This is a genomic window from Bacillus sp. NEAU-Y102 (assembly GCF_054788175.1).
The window spans coordinates 48394-68470 of record NZ_JBTWFK010000011.1 but is presented as its reverse complement, the minus strand read 5'-3'; the positions used below and the strand labels follow the sequence as shown (position 1 = coordinate 68470).

At 35.0% G+C, this 20077-nt stretch carries 15 protein-coding genes, 3 pseudogenes and 3 other annotated features; of the genes and pseudogenes, 14 read left to right on the top strand and 4 right to left on the bottom strand.

What is annotated here, in order from left to right; translation table 11 throughout:
• Positions 1 to 173: 173 nt before the first annotated feature.
• Entirely contained in the window at positions 174 to 1511 is a 1338-nt protein-coding gene (locus tag ACYFX0_RS24105; RefSeq protein WP_106081972.1) for an FAD-binding oxidoreductase, read from the bottom strand.
• Between the two features lie 155 nt (positions 1512 to 1666).
• Positions 1667 to 1831 (bottom strand): annotated as a pseudogene (locus tag ACYFX0_RS24100) (GNAT family N-acetyltransferase); the annotation flags it as partial.
• An 84-nt stretch (positions 1832 to 1915) separates the two neighbouring features.
• Here ACYFX0_RS24100 and ACYFX0_RS24095 point away from each other — a divergent pair.
• Entirely contained in the window at positions 1916 to 2407 is a 492-nt protein-coding gene (locus ACYFX0_RS24095; RefSeq protein WP_001071246.1) for a hypothetical protein, read from the top strand.
• 212 nt (positions 2408 to 2619) lie between these two features.
• Positions 2620 to 4098, top strand: a complete 1479-nt coding sequence (gene entB / locus ACYFX0_RS24090; protein WP_460271977.1) for a cell wall-binding protein EntB — start codon at positions 2620 to 2622, stop codon at positions 4096 to 4098.
• Between the two features lie 356 nt (positions 4099 to 4454).
• Here entB and ACYFX0_RS24085 read toward each other — a convergent pair whose 3' ends face one another.
• Positions 4455 to 4979, bottom strand: coding sequence for a kinase (locus ACYFX0_RS24085; RefSeq protein WP_000070084.1), 525 nt, complete (start codon positions 4977 to 4979; stop codon positions 4455 to 4457).
• 100 nt (positions 4980 to 5079) lie between these two features.
• Between ACYFX0_RS24085 and ACYFX0_RS24080 the strand changes: the two are divergent.
• The 4 genes and pseudogenes from ACYFX0_RS24080 to ACYFX0_RS24065 all read left to right on the top strand — a co-directional run.
• Positions 5080 to 5163, top strand: a pseudogene (locus tag ACYFX0_RS24080) (YfzA family protein); the annotation flags it as partial.
• A 155-nt stretch (positions 5164 to 5318) separates the two neighbouring features.
• Positions 5319 to 5537, top strand: a pseudogene (locus ACYFX0_RS24075) (YfzA family protein); the annotation flags it as partial.
• A 12-nt stretch (positions 5538 to 5549) separates the two neighbouring features.
• Positions 5550 to 6089, top strand: coding sequence for a GNAT family N-acetyltransferase (locus tag ACYFX0_RS24070; protein WP_000898779.1), 540 nt, complete (start codon positions 5550 to 5552; stop codon positions 6087 to 6089).
• Positions 6090 to 6131: 42 nt separating this feature from the next.
• Positions 6132 to 6662: a cysteine hydrolase family protein gene (locus tag ACYFX0_RS24065; protein WP_017763308.1), complete on the top strand. Its 531-nt coding sequence runs from the start codon at positions 6132 to 6134 to the stop codon at positions 6660 to 6662.
• Positions 6663 to 6811: 149 nt separating this feature from the next.
• Here ACYFX0_RS24065 and ACYFX0_RS24060 read toward each other — a convergent pair whose 3' ends face one another.
• Complete coding sequence (locus ACYFX0_RS24060; protein ID WP_000997702.1) at positions 6812 to 7249, bottom strand: YndM family protein; 438 nt, start codon at positions 7247 to 7249, stop codon at positions 6812 to 6814.
• A gap of 181 nt (positions 7250 to 7430) precedes the next feature.
• Between ACYFX0_RS24060 and ACYFX0_RS24055 the strand changes: the two genes are divergently transcribed.
• From ACYFX0_RS24055 to ACYFX0_RS24020, 8 genes are all read left to right on the top strand, one after another.
• Complete coding sequence (locus tag ACYFX0_RS24055; RefSeq protein WP_000265189.1) at positions 7431 to 10913, top strand: DUF4020 domain-containing protein; 3483 nt, start codon at positions 7431 to 7433, stop codon at positions 10911 to 10913.
• A 108-nt stretch (positions 10914 to 11021) separates the two neighbouring features.
• Positions 11022 to 11257, top strand: a binding site (T-box leader).
• Between the two features lie 54 nt (positions 11258 to 11311).
• Positions 11312 to 11548: a binding site (T-box leader), on the top strand.
• Between the two features lie 194 nt (positions 11549 to 11742).
• Positions 11743 to 12819 carry a bifunctional 3-deoxy-7-phosphoheptulonate synthase/chorismate mutase gene (locus ACYFX0_RS24050; protein WP_001273575.1) on the top strand — a complete coding sequence of 359 codons (1077 nt, stop codon included), beginning with the start codon at positions 11743 to 11745 and terminating at the stop codon, positions 12817 to 12819.
• Positions 12820 to 12828: 9 nt separating this feature from the next.
• Positions 12829 to 13048: a binding site (T-box leader), on the top strand.
• 53 nt (positions 13049 to 13101) lie between these two features.
• On the top strand, positions 13102 to 14274 hold the full coding sequence (aroC, locus tag ACYFX0_RS24045; RefSeq protein ID WP_001269426.1) for a chorismate synthase: 1173 nt from the start codon (positions 13102 to 13104) through the stop codon (positions 14272 to 14274).
• 18 nt (positions 14275 to 14292) lie between these two features.
• Positions 14293 to 15393: a histidinol-phosphate transaminase gene (gene hisC / locus ACYFX0_RS24040; RefSeq protein ID WP_044782817.1), complete on the top strand. Its 1101-nt coding sequence runs from the start codon at positions 14293 to 14295 to the stop codon at positions 15391 to 15393.
• The gene (gene tyrA / locus ACYFX0_RS24035) at positions 15386 to 16486 is read left to right on the top strand and encodes a prephenate dehydrogenase (RefSeq protein WP_001228126.1); all 1101 of its coding nucleotides are present in this window, start codon (positions 15386 to 15388) and stop codon (positions 16484 to 16486) included. The genes hisC and tyrA overlap by 8 nt, the downstream gene beginning before the upstream one ends.
• Positions 16487 to 16503: 17 nt before the next feature.
• The gene (gene aroA, locus ACYFX0_RS24030) at positions 16504 to 17793 is read left to right on the top strand and encodes a 3-phosphoshikimate 1-carboxyvinyltransferase (protein ID WP_106081975.1); all 1290 of its coding nucleotides are present in this window, start codon (positions 16504 to 16506) and stop codon (positions 17791 to 17793) included.
• 125 nt (positions 17794 to 17918) lie between these two features.
• The gene (locus tag ACYFX0_RS24025) at positions 17919 to 19076 is read left to right on the top strand and encodes a GNAT family N-acetyltransferase (RefSeq protein WP_141442469.1); all 1158 of its coding nucleotides are present in this window, start codon (positions 17919 to 17921) and stop codon (positions 19074 to 19076) included.
• 271 nt (positions 19077 to 19347) lie between these two features.
• On the top strand, positions 19348 to 19914 hold the full coding sequence (locus ACYFX0_RS24020) for a TetR/AcrR family transcriptional regulator (RefSeq protein ID WP_001107289.1): 567 nt from the start codon (positions 19348 to 19350) through the stop codon (positions 19912 to 19914).
• Positions 19915 to 20077 lie beyond the last annotated feature (163 nt).

Sequence of the window (20077 nt, the reverse complement as noted above, 5' to 3'; positions counted from 1 at the left end):
TATAAACGAAAGTATGTTATCAAAAAAAGAGCTTGAGAAAGTTTTACTTTCGATTGTTGAATAGATATTAGTAAAAGAAGAAACTAATAATTATATTATGTAAACTTTGTTTATAAAACACCCATTTAAAAATGGATGTTTTATATTTTGATATATTAGGTGAAATATATAGTTTAAAAAAGCGGAATACTTTGCGGAAAGTTAAAGACATTTTTCGGATCATATTTCGCTTTTACTTCCATTAATCGGTCAAAGTTGCAACTGAAGTATGCATCTGGCCAATTTTTAATGGATAGGTCAGGAGTATTAACATAGACACCTTTTGTAAATGGAAGCATTGCCAAACGGAAGTCTTCAACCCATCGAATACTTCCACCAGCACCTTCTGGTTGCTCCCAAGTAGCGAATATTGACATGTTTGATAGTGCTTTTCGGTAAAAATAAGCAGTCGCCTCATTTGGCACCTCAGCAACAGCACCGCCTAATCCGTGGAAAAATACAGAGGTAGTGGAAAAGGGAGGTGGATTATTAATAAAGTGATCGATAATGGATAGTCCTTCTTCTGATAGTAGTTCATATACATATGTACCTACACTTTTAAATGGTAAAGGTGTTGCAGGTTGCTTCTCAGCTATTTTCGCTGCTGCTTCTGCCCATGGTATTTCTTCGATAGTTACTTGCATTGGTGAACCGGCTTCTAATAATGGCTGTAGTAGCGACTGCAATTCTTGTACAGAACCGAGAAATACACCTTGCATTAATAAAGATGGCTCTAATCCTGCAGACATAAAAAGGGTAGTTGTAAGGCGTTTATCAGCGTAAGGTAGTGTGTATTCTTGCCAAGAGGTTAATACGGGTTTTAAATCTGATATCCCCCAGCTTATTTCTGCAAATCCTACCGTATTAATTTTATGTGTTCGCAATTTAAACGAAGTAGATATTCCAAAGTTACCACCGCCAGCACCGCGCGAAGCCCAATAGAGATCGGAGTTACACTTGGCGTTAGCGCGTATGATACAACCATTCGCGTCTACCATTTCTAATTCAAGTAAATGATCGAGAGTTAATCCAAACGGACGAGAGAGAATACTATGTCCGCCACCTAAAGTAACACCTGCAATCCCGGGAGTAGGACAAACACCACTCGGCACAACTAACCCTTCAGCTGCAAGTGTTTCAATTAAAGAAATATTTATCCATCCAGTCCCGATAGTTACAGTTCCACTATTGTGATCTATTTCTAATTGTTTCATTTCACTTACATCAATTACAAGGCCAGCATTACTGACGGATAATGCCTCATAATTATGACGTCCAGAGCGTATGCGTATAGGAACGTTATGTAGCCTTGACCAGCGAACAGCGTTTACTACATCCTGCGTATTTTGAGCAAAAACAATGATTAACGGAAATTTGTTGAAGAATGTATTGAATTCTTCACGCGCTGAATTATAATCAGGATCATTAGGTGTAACGATACGACCAGTAAGTTCAATTTTTTGATTATTCATTTCAGTCATCTCTCCTTGACGTGAAATATTTATAGTGTGGAAATGCAGAAAATAAAGAAGAACTGACAATACTTTATAAGTAAATGAATAAAGGAAGCGGATTATTCCAATAAAGAAAAAGGTAGTGCTACATATGTAACACTGCCTTTCTGTAATTATATGTATGTGCTCAAAATCTCCCCAGGTAATCCATCAATCTCACAAACTTTCTCCGATGTAAAACCTACGCTTAGTAAAATTTTGCGAGAAGGGATATTATTCGGATCGATAATTGCTTTTAGTACGTTTACATCTGTTTGCTTCGCTATTAAAGCTAGTTGTTAATTTTTGATTATGTACGTACATACAATGTGTAATTAAGTGAATGATCAACATAGTAATTACAGAAAGGGTGAATGAAGCGTATGAATCAATTTGAGCAAATGATGTACGTTGGTGTCATCATGTCTACTGTACTATCCGTAATGATTTTAGGGTCCTTATATTATAATCCTCGACTATCATTAACTGATTATCCGAAAGATATTCAAAAAGTAGTTTTTCCAAAATCGATTCATGAAAAAAAGCAAACCATTTACTTTAATATTGTATATAATGCTATTCTTTTCGGTTGTCCTTTCGTTTCTACATATATATTACATAAGCATGAAAAATTAATGTATATGGATGCTTATTTACACACTTTTGGTATTTTAATGATTTTCAATTTAGTAGATTTACTTATAATTGATTGGCTAATTTTTTGCTGGATTACTCCAAGGTTTGTTGTGATTCCTAGTACAGAAGGAATGAAGGGATATAAAGATTATAAGTTTCATTTAAGAGGTGCTATAGTCGCTACTAAAATTTTAGCAATCGTAAGTTTATTTTTGGCGGGAATTGCAACAACTATTTAGTGTGAAGAAGGGCATGAAGCTTTTATAAAAGATAAGGATATTTATAATATATAGAATTAGAAATAAGAATTTGATAGTATTGGAGTAAGGAGTTTTAATAACAGTATATTAAACAATATTAATATACTGTTGCAAATGTTTTGATATTATGTAAAATTATACAATTTTACAGAGGCATTTGATAAAATTCAAAAAATATAATGGAGGCTAATATGAAAAAAGTAATTGGCGCAGCAACAGCAACTATTTTTGGATTGGGGGCATTTACCACAACTGCTACCGCAGAAACAATCGTAACAGCAGATGTACTTAACGTACGTGAAAAACCGACTACAGAATCAAAAGTGGTCGAAAAAGTAAAGAATGGGCAAGAGTTAAAAGTCATCAATACCGAAGATGGTTGGTCAAAAATTGAATTGAACGGTAAAGAAGTGTTTGTAAGTTCGGAGTTTACAAAAGATGTGTATCATGTAACGGCGAATTTGTTAAATGTACGTACCGAAGCAAACACAGAATCAGAAATTCTTGGCAGACTGAAAAAAGATGATGTAATTGAATCAACGCATCAAGTAAAAGACGGATGGCTGCAATTTGAGTATAAAGGAAAAACAGCTTATGCAAACGTTTCTTTCCTATCAAGTACAGCACCAACTGAAAAGAAAACTGAAGAGAAAATGAAGCAAGTAGCGAAAGTACAAAAATCAGTTAAAGAAAAGAAAGAAGTAAAGACGCAGAAAGTAGCAAAAGCGAAAGAAACAACGAAAGCACAAGAAATAGTAAAGCCTAAAGAAGAAGTAAAAGTTAAAGAAGAACCGAAAGCGCAAGAAATAGTAAAGCCTAAAGAAGAAGTAAAAGTTAAAGAAGAACCGAAAGCGCAAGAAATAGTAAAGCCTAAAGAAGAGGCAAAAGTCAAAGAAGAAGTAAAAGTTAAAGAAGAACCGAAAGCGCAAGAAATGGTAAAGCCTAAAGAAGAGGCAAAAGTTAAAGAAGAAGTAAAAGTTAAAGAAGAACCGAAAGCGCAAGAAATAGTAAAGCCTAAAGAAGAGGCAAAAGTTAAAGAAGAAGTAAAAGCTAAAGAAGAAGAAAAAGTGCAAGAAATAGCAAAAGCTAAAGAAGAAGAGAAAGCAAAAGAAATAGCAAAAGCCAAAGAAGAAGAGAAAGCAAGAGAAATAGCAAGAGTTAAAGAAGAAGAGAAAGCAAAAGAAATAGCAAAAGAAATAGCAAAAGCCAAAGAAGAAGAGAAAGCGCAAGAAATAGCAAAAGCTAAAGAAGAAGAGAGAGCAAGAGAAATAGCAAAAGCTAAAGAAGAAGAGAGAGCAAGAGAAATAGCAAAGGCTAAAGAAGAAGAGAGAGCGAAAGAAGTATCAAAAAACAATATACAGTCTGCTAAACGTGAATTAACGGTAGTAGCGACAGCGTATACTGCTGATCCAAGTGAAAATGGTACATATGGTGGACGCGTTTTAACTGCGATGGGGCATGATTTAACGACAAATCCGAATATGAGAATTATCGCAGTTGACCCGAAAGTAATCCCATTAGGATCTAAAGTATGGGTAGAAGGTTATGGAGAAGCTATCGCTGGTGATACTGGAAGCGCAATTAAAGGTAATCGTATTGATGTATTAATGGGGTCAAAAAGTAAAGCTATGAATTGGGGAAGAAAAACTGTTAAAGTAAAAATTTTATAGTAACTATAATGATCTAAATAGAAGTCAGTTCTCTTTATTGAGGCTGGCTTTTATTTTTTTAGTGGAAGTATAATAGGATTCTTAAATGACTTATTAATAAAACTGTAATAAAACATAAAAATTGTATCATGTTTAGAAAAACTATTAAGAATGAGGTAAGGAAGTAGAACAGAAGGTTATTGAGAAGTAGAGAAGAATAGTATGTTGCTACAATTACACAAGATATCGAGGAACGTGAACTTATTTCAGTAGTTGATTTCCAGTTTGGGGAAATGAATATATACTATTATTTATGTAAAGATTGTTCAATTATAAAAACGGAAACACAAAGTACATAACAAGACTAACATATTATATTAGTCTTGTTTTTGTATCGCAACATCATTAAGAATCGCATCAAATATATCTTTTTGCGTAAAGTTATCTGTAAAAATAGTTTCTCTGGAAACCTCAATTGTATCGTGCGGATTATACCATTTTTGTAGGGAATCTTCACCAAATTCATGTCGTTTGTCCCTTGTGTTATGTCGTCTAATAGTTTCCTCTAATGATAAATCAAAGTAATATGTAAATGCATTTTTATCAAAATAACGAATTAATTCTTTTAACATCTCACCATACCTACGACTGTTCAATATACCTTCTAAAATAACAAATTCACATTTTCCTTTTCCGTACTTTGTAATTTCAAATAGTAAATCATGTGATAAATTCCCCATTGTGTCGTGTACTCTAAGCATATCTCTACGCACAACATCCTGTGATACTAAAAGTGTACCTTGTCCGAAATGTTCTTGTAGTTGCTTTGCAATCGTTGTTTTACCACTTGCGGAGTTTCCTCTAAGAATGATTAAAGTGGATGTAAATATAGGATTAGACATAATGTATTCCCCCCAACAGTATTAATTATATAGAAAATTTTAACAAATAAAGTGAGGAAAGTGTATAATTAATATGACGGATATTTAAGGAGGGGGTTAGATGGGGGATATATTAAAAAATGCACGACCTATATGGAAACGGACTTGGTTTCGTTATCTAGGGGCATTTTTTATTGTTCAGTTACTGTTTATCCCGCATTAACGGGCAGTAAGACCCCCACCTCAAAATTCAGCGAAAGCGAAGAAGTTAGGTGGGGGATCAACTGCCCGTAAAAGCCCGAATGGTTCAACTAATAATCAGTGGGGGATGAACAAAACCCCCACTGATTAAAGTTTCACTTTATTTTGTGTGAAATAACTGCGTGGGCACCAAACTTTAGGCCAGGCGGAGAGTTTTTTAATAGAATATTAAATTCTCAATTTTTCACTGAATGGTTCACACTCTATACAATCCCGCAATTTAACGTATTTACAGCATTTTTTTCGATTACATTACTACCATATGCATTAGTAGGTGCAATGAAAGATATAACATCAAGAAAAAATATAAAGGAATAATAGAGGTATAATATGCTTTTTCAAAAAGAAGGTTTATTGATTAGATACGTAATGGAAGATGATGCATCTATCGTTTCTAAATGGTTAACGGACCCAGCAGTCCTGCGGTATTACGAAGGACGAGATAATCCGCAGTCTGTAGAAAAGGTGCTTGATCATTTTATACATAATCCAAACAATAATGAAAAAAGATGTTTAATAGAATTTGATACCGTTCCGATTGGTTACATACAAATGTACCCAGTTGATTCAGAGTGGAAAGCGTTATATGGCTATAAAGAATCACAAAATGTATGGGGAATGGACCAATTTATCGGTGAACCAGCCTATTGGGGAAAAGGAATTGGACAAAAACTCGTTCAGGCAGCAATTACATATATTATGGGTGAAATGAGAGCAGAAGCAATTGCAATGGATCCGAAAGTAAATAATGAACGAGCGATAAAGTGTTATGAAAAATGCGGATTTAAAAAAGTAAAGATTTTAAAGGAACATGAGCTGCATGAGGGGAAATTAGAAGATTGTTGGATGATGGAATACAAACAATTATAATGAATATGCAATGGCTTATATAAACGAAGGGAGCTGTGCGAAATGAAAAAAGCGTTAATCGTAATTGATGTGCAAGCGGGTATGTATACAGCTGGAATGCCAGTACATAATGGGGGAAAGTTTTTACAAACACTGCAAGAGCTTATTATGGAATGTCGTTCAAATGATATTCCAGTTATTTATATCCAACATAACGGTCCTAAAGACCATCCGTTAGAAAAAGGTACGGATGGATGGCGAATCCATGCGGCCATCGCTCCGCAAGAAGGAGATAATATTGTTGAAAAGACGACGCCAGATTCATTCCATAAGACAAACTTAAGCGAAGTGTTACAAGAGAAAGGAATTGAACACGTTATTCTTTCGGGAATGCAATCAGAGTATTGTGTAGATACGACAACGCGCAGAGCATGTAGTGAAGGATATAAAGTAACGTTAGTGAGTGATGCGCATAGTACATTTAATACAGAAGTGTTACGTGCTGAAGATATTGTGCAACATCATAACGCAGTATTGGGAGCGTTTGCGGATGTTGTTGCATTAAAAGACTTGAAAGTGGCTGCCTCTAAATAAGAGGTAGTTTTTTTATTAGAAAAAAGCGTCAAATATTGTCGGTAAGTCGATATTTTGAAATAATCGTTTATATAATTTCACGTACCATAATGAAAATATACAAAAAAGGAGCACCACATAATTAAAAAGGGTGCTCCTGCATTAAAATGTTACTTCTTCTTGTCTTTATCCAATATATTTTGTTCTTCAGCAAATTCCGTACCATATGCAAAGCGGCGATTAATACGAATGTTATCATTGTTGTGCCTTGTATGAGAGTTAGAGAAGCGATGAACGATTACTTCAGATAAAGTGAAGACGATGGCAGAAAGGATACTGCCCCATGCAATTTGCATATAGTTGTCTAATAAAATATTACCGAAAATCCATACGCTTAAATATGTTAATAAGAAATCCGACATAATGGCACCAGTATTGCCAATTCGATTTAAAATGATTTTATCAACGAACATGTAGGATACGATTGTAACAAAGAGACTGAATGAAATAATTTGAACAAACGTTGCAGGGAAAAATAAAGCAAGCCCAATGCTAAATGCGATAATGCACGATATAAACTTGATAAGCACTACTGTGAAATCATTCAAAATTCACACCTCCGATTTATACATAGTTTTTCAATAAATTCTGGAGTTCATACATTGTAACGGATTTATTTACGTAAAACTTTTTCATGTTCGGAATTTCGTCTAAATATTATAAAAACAATGGAAAAATGTTATAGTAAAATGAGAGTGTATGACATTTTTAGGTAAGGGGGAATCCAGGATGTGGATTACTTCAGAAGTAGAAATTCCAGATGAGTTAATCGATCACCTTGAGCAAGGAAAGTTAGTGTTATTTGTTGGAGCGGGAGTTTCTATGAAAGGGAAATCAAACTTACCGAATTTTGATGATTTAGTTGATGCAATTGCAAAAACGTTATATGTCGAAAAACGTGAAATAACAGAACCACATGATTATTATCTTGGTAAAATTGCAAAAACAAAAGATGTACATCAAGTTGCAAGAGATCTTGTTCATATAGAGAAATCAAAACCGAATCCATTGCATTTTGCAATTCCAAGGTTATTTCCTTTAGATACAGATATCCGCATTGTAACAACAAATTTTGATCAACATTTTACAACTGCAATTAAGGAAATAAATAGAGATATCAATGTTTATTATGCTCCAGCTTTACCGACTGGGAGAGCATTTAAAGGTCTTGCTTATATACATGGTAATGTAGAACAGGAGAAAGAGGCTTTAATTTTAACAGACGGTGATTTTGGAAGGGCTTACTTAACCGAAGGGTGGGCGAGAAGATTTTTAGTCGATCTATTCTCGAATTACACCGTTTTATTCGTTGGATATAGTCATAATGACCCAGTAATGAAATATTTAGCAACTGGTTTACCACCAAGTACAAGACGATTTGCTTTTGTCGCACAAGGGGAAAATACGTACCACTGGGAACATTTAGGGATAAGACCAATTGTGTATCCGAATAAAGTGAATAATCATCAATCCCTCGTAAAAGCGGTAAAACGCTGGGCGGAATTAATGGGCGATAATTATATTACGAAAAGAATGCGTATTCGGGATATTGTAACGGTTCCCCCGTCAGTAGAACAGGAACAATTATCATACATAAAGCAATCAATTAAAAAAATTGAAACAGTTCGTTACTTTGTGGAATTTGCTCATGATTATGAATGGGTCGAATGGTTAGAAGCAGAAGGTAAATTACAAAATTTGTTTATGCTTACGCCAAACTATAATGAAGTAGATGAATTACTTGCAGAATGGTTAGTGGAACAATTTCTTTTTAGTCATCAGAAAGAATTATTTCAATTAATTTATAAAAACTATTCTAAAATATCACCGTTATTATGGAGAACGATTTGTAACTACTTAAACGAAACGAAGAGTAAGATGGATCCGTTGTTGTTTGCAAGATGGACACTCTTTTTATTAGAAACAGCTGAAAAAGATAGTAGCTCTATAGAAAAGATTTCTAAGTTACTGCAAAAATGTTCTTTTCCTGAGCATAAGGAAATTGCCTTATTGTTACTAACTTTTATTTTAGATGGAAAACTGAAGTTGAAACGTGTAAGAAAATGGGGAAATGATACGCAAGAATCAATAGAACTCGAGGAATCGAGTCGCTTACCAGTATCTACATTTTCTCATGTGGAGCAAATTTGGAACGAAAAGATGAGGCCATATATCACCCATTATGCTGTTCCAATTATGATGATCGGATTAGAAAAATTGAGAATGTTGTCGTTAAGACAAACGGCACTGAAAAAAAGAAATAAGGAAGATGTAGAAAAAGATTTTCATCAAAATGATCTTGCATTTTTAATACAAATTGTAAAAGAGTGTCTAACTTATTTATGTGAAAACAATGAGAAAAAAGCGGATTATTATATTACAGAAATGATAGAAGCAAATAGTGTACTTCAAAAGCGAATTGCAATTGACGCGATGAATAAAAATATTTTTGTTCGTGTAGATGACAAAATGAAATGGTTGTTACATGAAGGACTTCTTTTAGATTTCACTTATAAACACGAAGTTTTTCAACTTTTAAAAAGGCATTATGCACATTGTTTAGAAGAAACAAAAGAAGAAGTCACTCGAACTGTAATAAAGCATCTTACAGAAGAGAGGGTATTTGATGCATGTCTCGTATTAGACTTATTATTCAAGTGTGATTCAAATAGTCCATCTACGGCAAATGGGTATGAGTTAATGAAGCAAAAGCATCCTCATTTTCATTCTGAACGATACAGTGTACAAAAGAAAGAGGATACAGCGCAAAGCATTACTTGTAATGTAACAGCTGACGGATTATTGCAGCTGAAAGATGTTGAAATTATGAAGCAAGTTCGGCAATTTTCGCAAGATGGTGTTTTTGAACAACGCCATTTTTTAGAGATGTTATCAAAAGCATGTAAATTGAATACAGAGTGGAGTATTTCATTCGCATATCAATTAGTAGGAGTGCAAGAAATAAGTAATGAAGTATGGTTTGTTTGTATTAGAGAATGGCGAAATAACCGAGGATTGACAAATGATCAAATCCAAAAAATTATTCCGCTATTGCAGAAATTTGTTAGAAATACTGCTTATCATTGGTTAATTAGTAGTTTTCTATATGAAATTAGTAATCGACTAGAAGAGTTAGAAGAGAATAGTATACGTGTTGTAAAACGCTTTGCTTTTTCAGTGTTTCCTCAAGTTATGAAGAGTGATACGGATTTTAAGCTTGGAAAACAAGATTTTTACAATGAATCAATTCAGCATCCTGTTGGGAAAATGACGGCTGTATTATTAAAGTTGTTATCATATGATCATTTATACGATCGTAATGTATATGAATATTTATTTTTATTTGAAGAACAAGTAAGAGTTAATTTGGAACGAACAAACTTTATGTTTGCTCGTTTAATAGCAGATATTACATTTCTATATCATATTGAAAAGCAATGGTGCCGAAAATATTTGTTACCATACTTAGATTTAAAAAAACAAAATGAAATTACGGAATATGCATGGGCTGGTTTATGTTACACGCAAATAAATTTACCTTTATTTACAGAAATGAAGCGTTTTATTAAGTATGCGATAGAACATTTGGAAGTATTACATCCGCATACGAGGGAAGCTTTCTTGAAGTGGCTTAGCTTTGTATTTATTAAATGTGTACTATATTGGGAGCAAAAAACAGAGTGGTTATACCCTTTACTCATACTAGAAAATGAAGAAAATAAAATTAAATTTATGCAGTTTTTATGCTATTACGTCAAAACATTAAGCGTAAAAGAACAACAAAAATTTTGGACAGCTTGGCTCAGTGTATTTTTACGAGAACGACCAAAAATGGGTGAGATAACTGCGAGAGAATATGTAATGCTTTTACGTATTATCTTATACATGGATGAAATATTAGAAAAAGGATTATGTATTATGTCTCGTGCATTTTCAAGTGTACATGGTAAATGTACAGGTGAGGAAATGAAGCAGTTATTGATTGAAATGCTTCATAAAAAAGAAAGTATGAAAGCGCATAAAGAAATGTTTGCAAATGTGTTTTTTATTTTACTACAAACATGTCACGAAGCCGTTTTATTTGAAAAAGAAATCATACAAATAAAAGAATTATTAGTTCAGTATGAAGTAGAGGAATATGTTTTACATTTACTAGAAAATGAAATAATTCGCATAGGAATTGTAATGGGTGATTTACAAAAAGAATTATAGGATGAAAGTGGAATTTTAAAAAAATATATAAAAAGTTGTTGACAGTGTTTTAAAAAGCGTTCTATAATACGAATCATACTTATTCAATTTCAAAAACATTTGAATAAACAAAGTGCAATGAAGAGATCACAGTAGTGGTTAGTCTTACTGTAACAGAGAGCTGGTGGTTGGTGTGAACCAGTACAGGGATAATCATGAATTACAGTCTTGGAGCATCTTTTTCGTAATAAAGATAGTTTGTCTTTATGAGGAAAAAGCGGTCAATTGATCGTTAACAGTGAAGAGAGGTAGACGGAAAGTTAGTCTACAACTAGGGTGGTACCGCGATAAATATCGTCCCTACTGATTTATTCAGTAGGGACTTTTTGTATTTTAGTGGTCCAACTTGAAAATAAAATAGTCATGCATTGAAAGGAAAAGCAGTAGTTGTTGTTTCCCTGTAACAGAGAGCTGGTGGTTGGTGCGAACCAGTACAAAAACAAGAGCGAATTACAGTCCTGGAGCATCTTTTTCGTAGTAAAGATAGTATTTGTCTTTATGAAGGGAAAGACGGTCAGATGATCGTTAACAATGAAGAGAGGTAGACGAAAGAAGTCTACAACTAGGGTGGTACCGCGATAAATATCGTCCCTACTGATTGCATCAGTAGGGCTTTTTTGTACAAAAAAGTGGGTTTTTAACTAGTAGTTCATGTCTTTGTACGAATTATTAGTTTAAAATAAGAAGAGGTATCGATTCCACTATAAATTTGTATAATTAACCAGTTCAGAAAATAGAGAATCTTTTATTCTCTTACTATACTTTTAAAACATTAGAGGAGGATTTCCAAATGGCAAATCATGAATTAGATCAATTACGTAAACAGGTAGATGAAATTAACTTACAACTATTACACCTTTTAAACAAACGTGGTGAAATTGTTCAAAAAATTGGAGAGCAAAAGCAAGTACAAGGTACGAAACGCTTTGATCCAGTACGTGAGCGTGAAGTACTTGATATGATCGCAGAGCATAACGAAGGACCATTCGAAACATCAACTGTTCAACATATTTTCAAAACGATTTTCAAAGCAAGCTTAGAGTTACAAGAAGATGATAACCGCAAAGCGTTACTAGTATCACGTAAAAAGAAACAAGAAAATACAATCGTTGATGTAAAAGGTGAATTGATTGGAAACGGAACACAAACGTTCATCATGGGACCTTGTGCAGTAGAAAGCTTAGAGCAAGTTCGTCAAGTAGGGCAAGCGATGAAAGATCAAGGCTTAAAATTAATGCGCGGCGGTGCATTCAAACCGAGAACATCTCCATACGATTTCCAAGGTTTAGGAGTAGAAGGACTTCAAATTTTACGTCAAGTAGCAGACGAGTTCGACTTAGCAATTATTAGTGAAATTTTAAATCCGAACGATGTTGAAATGGCATTAGACTACGTTGATGTAATTCAAGTTGGTGCACGTAACATGCAAAACTTCGATTTATTACGTGCTGTAGGTAAAGTTAACAAACCAGTATTATTAAAACGTGGATTAGCAGCAACAATTGATGAGTTCATTAACGCAGCGGAATACATCATTGCGCAAGGCAACGATCAAATTATTCTTTGTGAGCGTGGTATCCGCACATACGAAAGAGCAACACGTAACACATTAGACATTTCTGCAGTACCAATTTTAAAGAAAGAAACACATTTACCAGTTATCGTTGATGTAACACATTCAACTGGACGCAGAGATTTATTATTACCAACAGCGAAAGCGGCACTTGCAATTGGCGCAGATGCAGTAATGGCTGAAGTGCATCCAGATCCAGCAGTTGCATTATCAGATTCTGCACAACAAATGGACATTCCAGAATTCCATAGATTCATGGATGAGTTAAAAGGTTTCAAAAATAAATTATCTTAATTCCATATCATATATGCATTGAAGAGGAAACAGTAGTGCTTATCTCACTGTTAAAGAGAGCTGATGGTCGGTGTGAATCAGTACAAAGGTAAGCATGAATTACAGCCTTGGAGCATCTTTCCCGACAACTTATGGAGGGGAAGACGGTCAAACGATCGTTAAAGAAGAAGAGAGGTAGACGACAGTTGTCTACAACTAGGGTGGTACCGCGATAAACATCGTCCCTACTGAGCGCTCAGTAGGGACTTTTTTGTACAAAAAAATAGTAAAGGGGCAAGAGAAATGAGATACATTACAGCTGGAGAATCACATGGACCGCAGTTAACAGTTATTTTAGAAGGTGTACCAGCAGGTTTGACACTTACGGCGGAACATATTAATAAAGAATTATTAAGAAGACAAAAAGGTCATGGACGCGGAAGACGCATGCAAATTGAAACAGATACAGTTGAAATTGTAAGTGGTGTTCGTCACGGGATGACACTTGGATCACCGATTACGTTAATCGTAAAAAATGATGATTTCAAACATTGGACGAAAGTAATGGGTGCCGAGCCAATTTCGGAAAAAGAAAGTAAAGACATGAAACGTACAATTACAAAACCACGTCCCGGACATGCGGATTTAAATGGAGCAATTAAATATGGTCATCGTGATATAAGAAACGTATTAGAGCGCTCATCTGCAAGAGAAACGACAGTTCGTGTAGCTGCTGGTGCAGTTGCAAAACAAATTTTAAGCGAATTAGGCGTGGAAATTGCAGGACATGTTCTTGAAATTGGTGGAGTAAAAGCAAAACATATTTCAAACTTATCAATTGAAGAAATTCAAACAATTACTGAAAACTCACCAGTTCGATGTTTAGATAAAGAAGTAGAGCAAGAAATGATGAATGCGATTGACAACGCAAAAAGTAGTGGAGATTCAATCGGTGGCATCGTGGAAGTCATTGCAGAAGGTATGCCAATTGGCGTTGGTAGTTACGTTCATTACGATCGTAAATTAGATGCAAAACTTGCTGGTGCAATTATGAGTATAAATGCATTTAAAGGTGCTGAAATTGGCGTAGGTTTTGAAGCGGCACGACAACCTGGAAGCAAAGTGCATGATGAAATTCTGTGGGATAAAGAAAAAGGATACACGAGAAAAACGAATAATGCCGGCGGTTTAGAAGGCGGTATGACAACAGGTATGCCAATTGTCGTAAGAGGCGTTATGAAGCCAATTCCTACTTTATACAAACCGTTAGCAAGCGTTGATATTGATACGAAAGAAGAATTCCAAGCGAGTATTGAAAGATCTGATAGTTGCGCAGTACCAGCAGCGGGTGTAGTAGCTGAATCTGTTGTGGCATGGGAACTTGCAGATGCACTAGTCGAACAATTCGGAAAAGATCGTATGGAATTATTAAAACAAAACATTATGCAACACAATAACTACGCAAAAGAATTTTAATAAAAAGGTGGGTTTAACGTGCAAGTAAAGGATCAACTATCATCATTACAACCATATAAACCAGGTAAATCACCAGAACAAATGAAAGAAGTGTACGGAGATCATTCGTTTGTGAAATTAGCATCGAATGAAAATCCATTCGGTTGTTCACCGAGAGTTTTAGAAGAGTTGCAAAAATCTTGGTTGGAACATTCTTTATATCCTGACGGAGGTGCTACAACGCTCCGTCAAACAATCGCAGATAAGTTGCATGTGCAAATGGAACAAGTACTTTGTGGTAGTGGTTTAGATGAAATCATTCAAATAATAAGCCGCGCCGTATTACGAGCGGGAGATAACATTGTAACAGCAGGTGCAACATTCCCGCAGTACCGTCATCATGCGATTATTGAAGGCTGTGAAGTGAAAGAAATTCCTTTAAATAAAGGTGTATACGATTTAGACGAAATTTCGTCAGCGGTAAATAATAATACGAAAATCGTATGGATTTGTAATCCGAACAACCCGACGGGCACATATGTGAATGAGCAAAAATTAACTCAATTTATTGAAGGCATTAGTGAAAATACGTTAATTGTCATTGATGAAGCGTACTATGAATACGTAACAGCAAAAGACTTCCCTGAGACATTACCGCTTTTAGAAAAACATAAAAACATTCTTGTACTTAGAACGTTTTCTAAAGCATACGGATTAGCTTCTTTCCGCGTTGGATATGCGATCGGACAGGAAGAGCTAATTGAGAAATTAAATGTTGTACGTTTACCATTTAACGTATCTTCATTAGCGCAAAAAGCAGCTACAATTGCTTTTAGTGATGACGAGTTTATTAAAGAAATAGTTCGCGTGAATACAGAAGGATTACAGCAATACGAGAGTTTCTGTAAGGAAAACGGTATACCATTTTATTCGTCACAAACTAATTTCATCTTCTTACCGGTAGATAATGCTGGAGAGATTTATGAAGCTTGCGCACATGCAGGGTTTATTATTCGTCCATTCCCAAATGGTGTCCGTATTACAGTTGGAACAAGGGAGCAAAATGAAGGAGTGATTTCAGTGTTAAAACAACACTTTGAAAATAAAAAAAGTAAGTCTCGAGATGAGGCAAATGCGTAAAAAGGTAGTATTAATTGGAACAGGTTTAATAGGAGGCTCTCTCGCATTAGCAATTAAGAAAGAGCACGATGTAATGATAACAGGTTATGATATATTTAAAGAGCAAGTAGAGCGTGCAAAAGAATTACACGTAGTAGATGAAATAGCAGTTGATTTACAACATGCATGTGAAGAGGCACATTTAATTGTTTTTGCTTCTCCAGTTGAAGAAACGAAGAAGTTATTACACAAACTTGCGTCATTCCGTTTACGAGAAGATGTTATAGTGACTGATGTTGGTAGTACAAAAGGGTCTATTATGAACGAAGCGGAAGCTTTATTTTCAAAGGAAGTTTCTTTCATTGGGGGACATCCGATGGCGGGTTCTCATAAAACGGGAGTTGAAAGCGCAAAGGCGCATTTATTTGAAAATGCATTTTACATTTTAACACCGATGAATCATGTACCAAATGAACAAGTGGAAGACCTTAAAGTATGGTTAAAAGGAACAGGATCACATTTTCTTGTTTTAAATACAGAAGAACATGATTATGTAACAGGGATCGTTAGTCATTTCCCGCATCTTATCGCAGCAGGTTTAGTAAAGCAAGTTGAGAAGCATGCAGGAGATAATCCGCTCATTCATCAACTAGCTGCTGGAGGTTTCAAAGACATTACACGTATCGCATCTAGTAGTCCGAAAATGTGGAGTGATATTGTAAAGCAAAATCGAGAGCATTTAATGGTATTATTAAAAGAGTGGATCTCTGAAATGGAAGGTTTATATAAGACAGTTTCTACTGGAGATGCAGGCGAGATTCAAAACTATTTTGCAGATGCGAAAGAATACCGTGATTCTTTACCAGTAAGAAAGAGTGGTGCAATTCCTGCTTATCACGACTTATACGTTGATGTATTAGATAAGGTGGGGGCATTGGCTCATATTACGAGTATTTTAGCGCGCGAGGAAATTAGTATTACGAACTTGCAAATATTAGAAGCGCGTGAAGGACTGCTTGGGGTATTACGTATTAGCTTCCAAAGGGAAGAAGATCGTATGAAAGCAAAGCTAGCGCTTGGAGAAGAAGAATACCAAACTTATGAAACAATTTAAATGAGAAGGTGAAAAACGTGAAAGAAAGAACAATACAACCTGTTAATAACGGATTGAATGGCAATATTACAATCCCAGGTGATAAATCCATTTCACACCGTGCTGTTATGTTCGGTTCGATTGCAGAAGGGAAAACAACAATTAAAGGTTTCTTGTCCGGTGCAGACTGTTTAAGTACTATTTCATGTTTTAAAGAAATGGGAGTAGAAATTACGCAAAACGGTGATGAAGTTACTGTAGTTGGTAAAGGATTAGAAGGTTTACAAGAACCGAAAGCTGTATTAGATGTTGGTAATTCTGGTACAACAATTCGATTAATGTCAGGTATATTAGCTAACACACCATTTTTCTCTTGCGTACAAGGTGATGAATCTATCGCAAAAAGACCGATGAAGCGTGTAACAAACCCATTAAAACAAATGGGTGCAAACATTGACGGCAGAGAAGAAGGAACATTTACACCGCTAACAATACGTGGTGGAGATTTAAAAGCAATTGAATATATTTCTCCTGTTGCAAGTGCACAAGTAAAGTCAGCTATTTTACTTGCAGGGCTTCGCGCAGAAGGTGTAACAGCTGTTACAGAACCACATATTTCCCGCGATCATACGGAAAGAATGCTTGAAGCATTTGGTGTTAAAGTAACTCGAGAAGGAAAGACAGTGAAGCTGTCAGGTGGACAAAAATTAACAGCAACAAACATTCAAGTGCCAGGTGACGTATCATCAGCAGCATTTTTCTTAGTAGCAGGTGCAATCATCCCAAATAGTAAACTAATATTACAAAATGTAGGAATGAATCCAACTCGTACAGGTATTATTGATGTTTTAGAGAAAATGGGTGCTACATTTACTATAGAGCCGATTAACGAAGGCGCATCAGAACCAGCTGCAAACATTACGATTGAAACATCTTCATTAAAAGGAATTGAAATTGGTGGGGATATTATTCCAAGACTAATCGATGAAATTCCAGTTATCGCTTTAGCGGCAACACAAGCAGAAGGTATTACAGTTATTAGAGATGCACACGAATTAAAAGTAAAAGAAACAAATCGTATTGATACAGTCGTTGCGGAGTTAACGAAACTAGGAGCTCGCATAGAAGCAACTGATGACGGCATGATCATTTACGGAAAATCAGCTTTAAAAGGCAATACAGTAAATAGTTACGGTGATCACCGCATCGGAATGATGCTTGCGATTGCTGGCTGCCTGGCAGAAGGGAAAATAATTATTGAAGATGCAGAAGCAGTAGGTGTATCATATCCTACATTCTTTGATGAACTTCAAAAGTTAGCTAAATAATAAAGATGGAAAGCAGATACGTGATGTATCTGCTTTTTTTGTTAAAACGTCCTTGTAATTTCACTTACCGAACTATAATAGTTAGAATTGTGATACAATTCAAATAGAGAATGGAGGAGAATTATATGAATGTCATGCAATTAAAAGAAGATAAGTTCAGAGAAGCATTACGTTTATCAGAATACGCTTTTCAATATAAAGTAGATGAGGAACGATTACAGCAGCAACTTACAAAGATGAAGGAAAGTCATGAAATATACGGCATTATGGAAGGGGAAGACTTAGCAGCAAAACTACATCTTATTCCGTTTCATATTTACATAGGTAAAGAAAAATTTAAAATGGGTGGCGTTGCAGGAGTAGCGACGTATCCAGAGTACAGAAGAAGTGGGTATGTAAAAGAGCTACTTCAACATTCACTTCAAATAATGAAAAAAGATGGCTATACAGTCTCTATGTTACATCCATTTGCTGTTTCATTTTACCGTAAATACGGCTGGGAACTTTGTGCGAATTTAGTCACATGTCATATGACTAAGAGCGATTTAGTGATGAAAAAACAAGTGAATGGTACTGTGAAACGTTTCAATAAAGAAAAGCATCCAGAAGAGGTCGAAAAGCTCTATGAAGTATTTGCAGAACGTTTTTCAGGTATGCTAGTTCGAGAGAAGAACTGGTGGTTACAAGCGGTTTATGATGATTTAACATTAGCGATTTACTATGATGAAAATAAAAGGGCAGCAGGTTACATGTTATACAAAATAGAAAACTATAAAATGACAGTAGAAGAATTTGTACCACTACGTAATGAAGCACGAAATGGTCTGTGGAACTTTATTTGCCAGCATGATTCTATGATTAAAGAACTTGAAATGACAGTAAGTGAAAACGAACCGTTGTTATATTCATTGCAAGAGCCACGCGTGAAGACAGAAATAAAACCATATTTTATGGGAAGAATTGTAGATGTAGAGCAGTTCTTAAAACAATATGAGTTGAATTGGAACAATGTACAGCAAGAAGTGATCCTACACATTACAGACGCATTTGCTCCGTGGAATAACGTAACAGTGAGACTTGCAAATCATGAAATAACAATTGTAGAAGAAACAACGGAAAAAGGAATAAAACTGGATATTAATGCACTATCGGCAATAATGTTTGGTTATAAACGCCCATTAGAACTAAATGAACTTGAATTAATTAGTGGAAGTGACGAGGCAATACGGTCAATTGAGAATCTAGTACCAGTGCGTAAGCCATTTATTTATGATTTCTTTTAATTTGTATGTATGAAGGTGGGCTATCCTAAGTGGAATTTCGGGATAGCTTCCTCTTATATTGTGAATTTTTGTCGGTAAGTCAATATATCATGAAAATCGCTGATATAATTAGAGTTGCGCCAATATATCCAGAAAGTCGCTCGTATAATTACATTCACAAATAAGGGATAAAAAATCACAGCTATACTTTGTCACGCACTTGACTTTTAATTCATGTAATTTATAATTAAAAACGGAATGAATTTTCATTCCTGGAAATTGAGGTGGAAAAATGGCTAAAAACAAACAAGAGGATATTTTTGATGCTGCAATACAACTTTTTGCAGAACGAGGTTATGATGGTACAACAATTCCGATGATTGCTGAAAAAGCAAAAGTAGGCGCAGGTACGATCTACCGTTATTTTGAAAATAAAGAAGCGCTTGTTAATTCTTTATTTACGAAAAGTGTTTTACAACTATCAGAATTAATAAAAAATGATTTCCCGGTCGATGCAAATATTCGTGAACAGTTTAGCCATACATACAACCGTTTATTTGAATTTGCGAGACAAAATGCAGATGCTTTTCTTTTTACAAATTCTCACTGTGATAGTTATTTTCTAGATGAACATAGCAATGAAATATTCGAGGACTTCATGGGTTTCTTCATGAACTTGATTGAAGATGGAATCGAAAAAGGTTTGCTTCGTCCATTACCACCAATTGCTTTAATTATTATTGTATATCAACCAATTGAAAAATTAATTAAAGTAATGGAAACAGGGCAGTTAGAATATACAGATGATTTGGTAAAGGAATTGGAAGAAAGTTGTTGGAATGCTATTAGAATCATTTGATTCTATAGCGTTATAAGGACAGGAATGAACATTCATTCCGAGGAAGGTATGAAAAAGAATAACAGGAGATGATAAATCTTTACAACTAAAGGAATGAATATTCATTCCGTATTACCTAGTTTAATAAAGTTAATGAATAAATTAATAGAATGATAGGAATGAA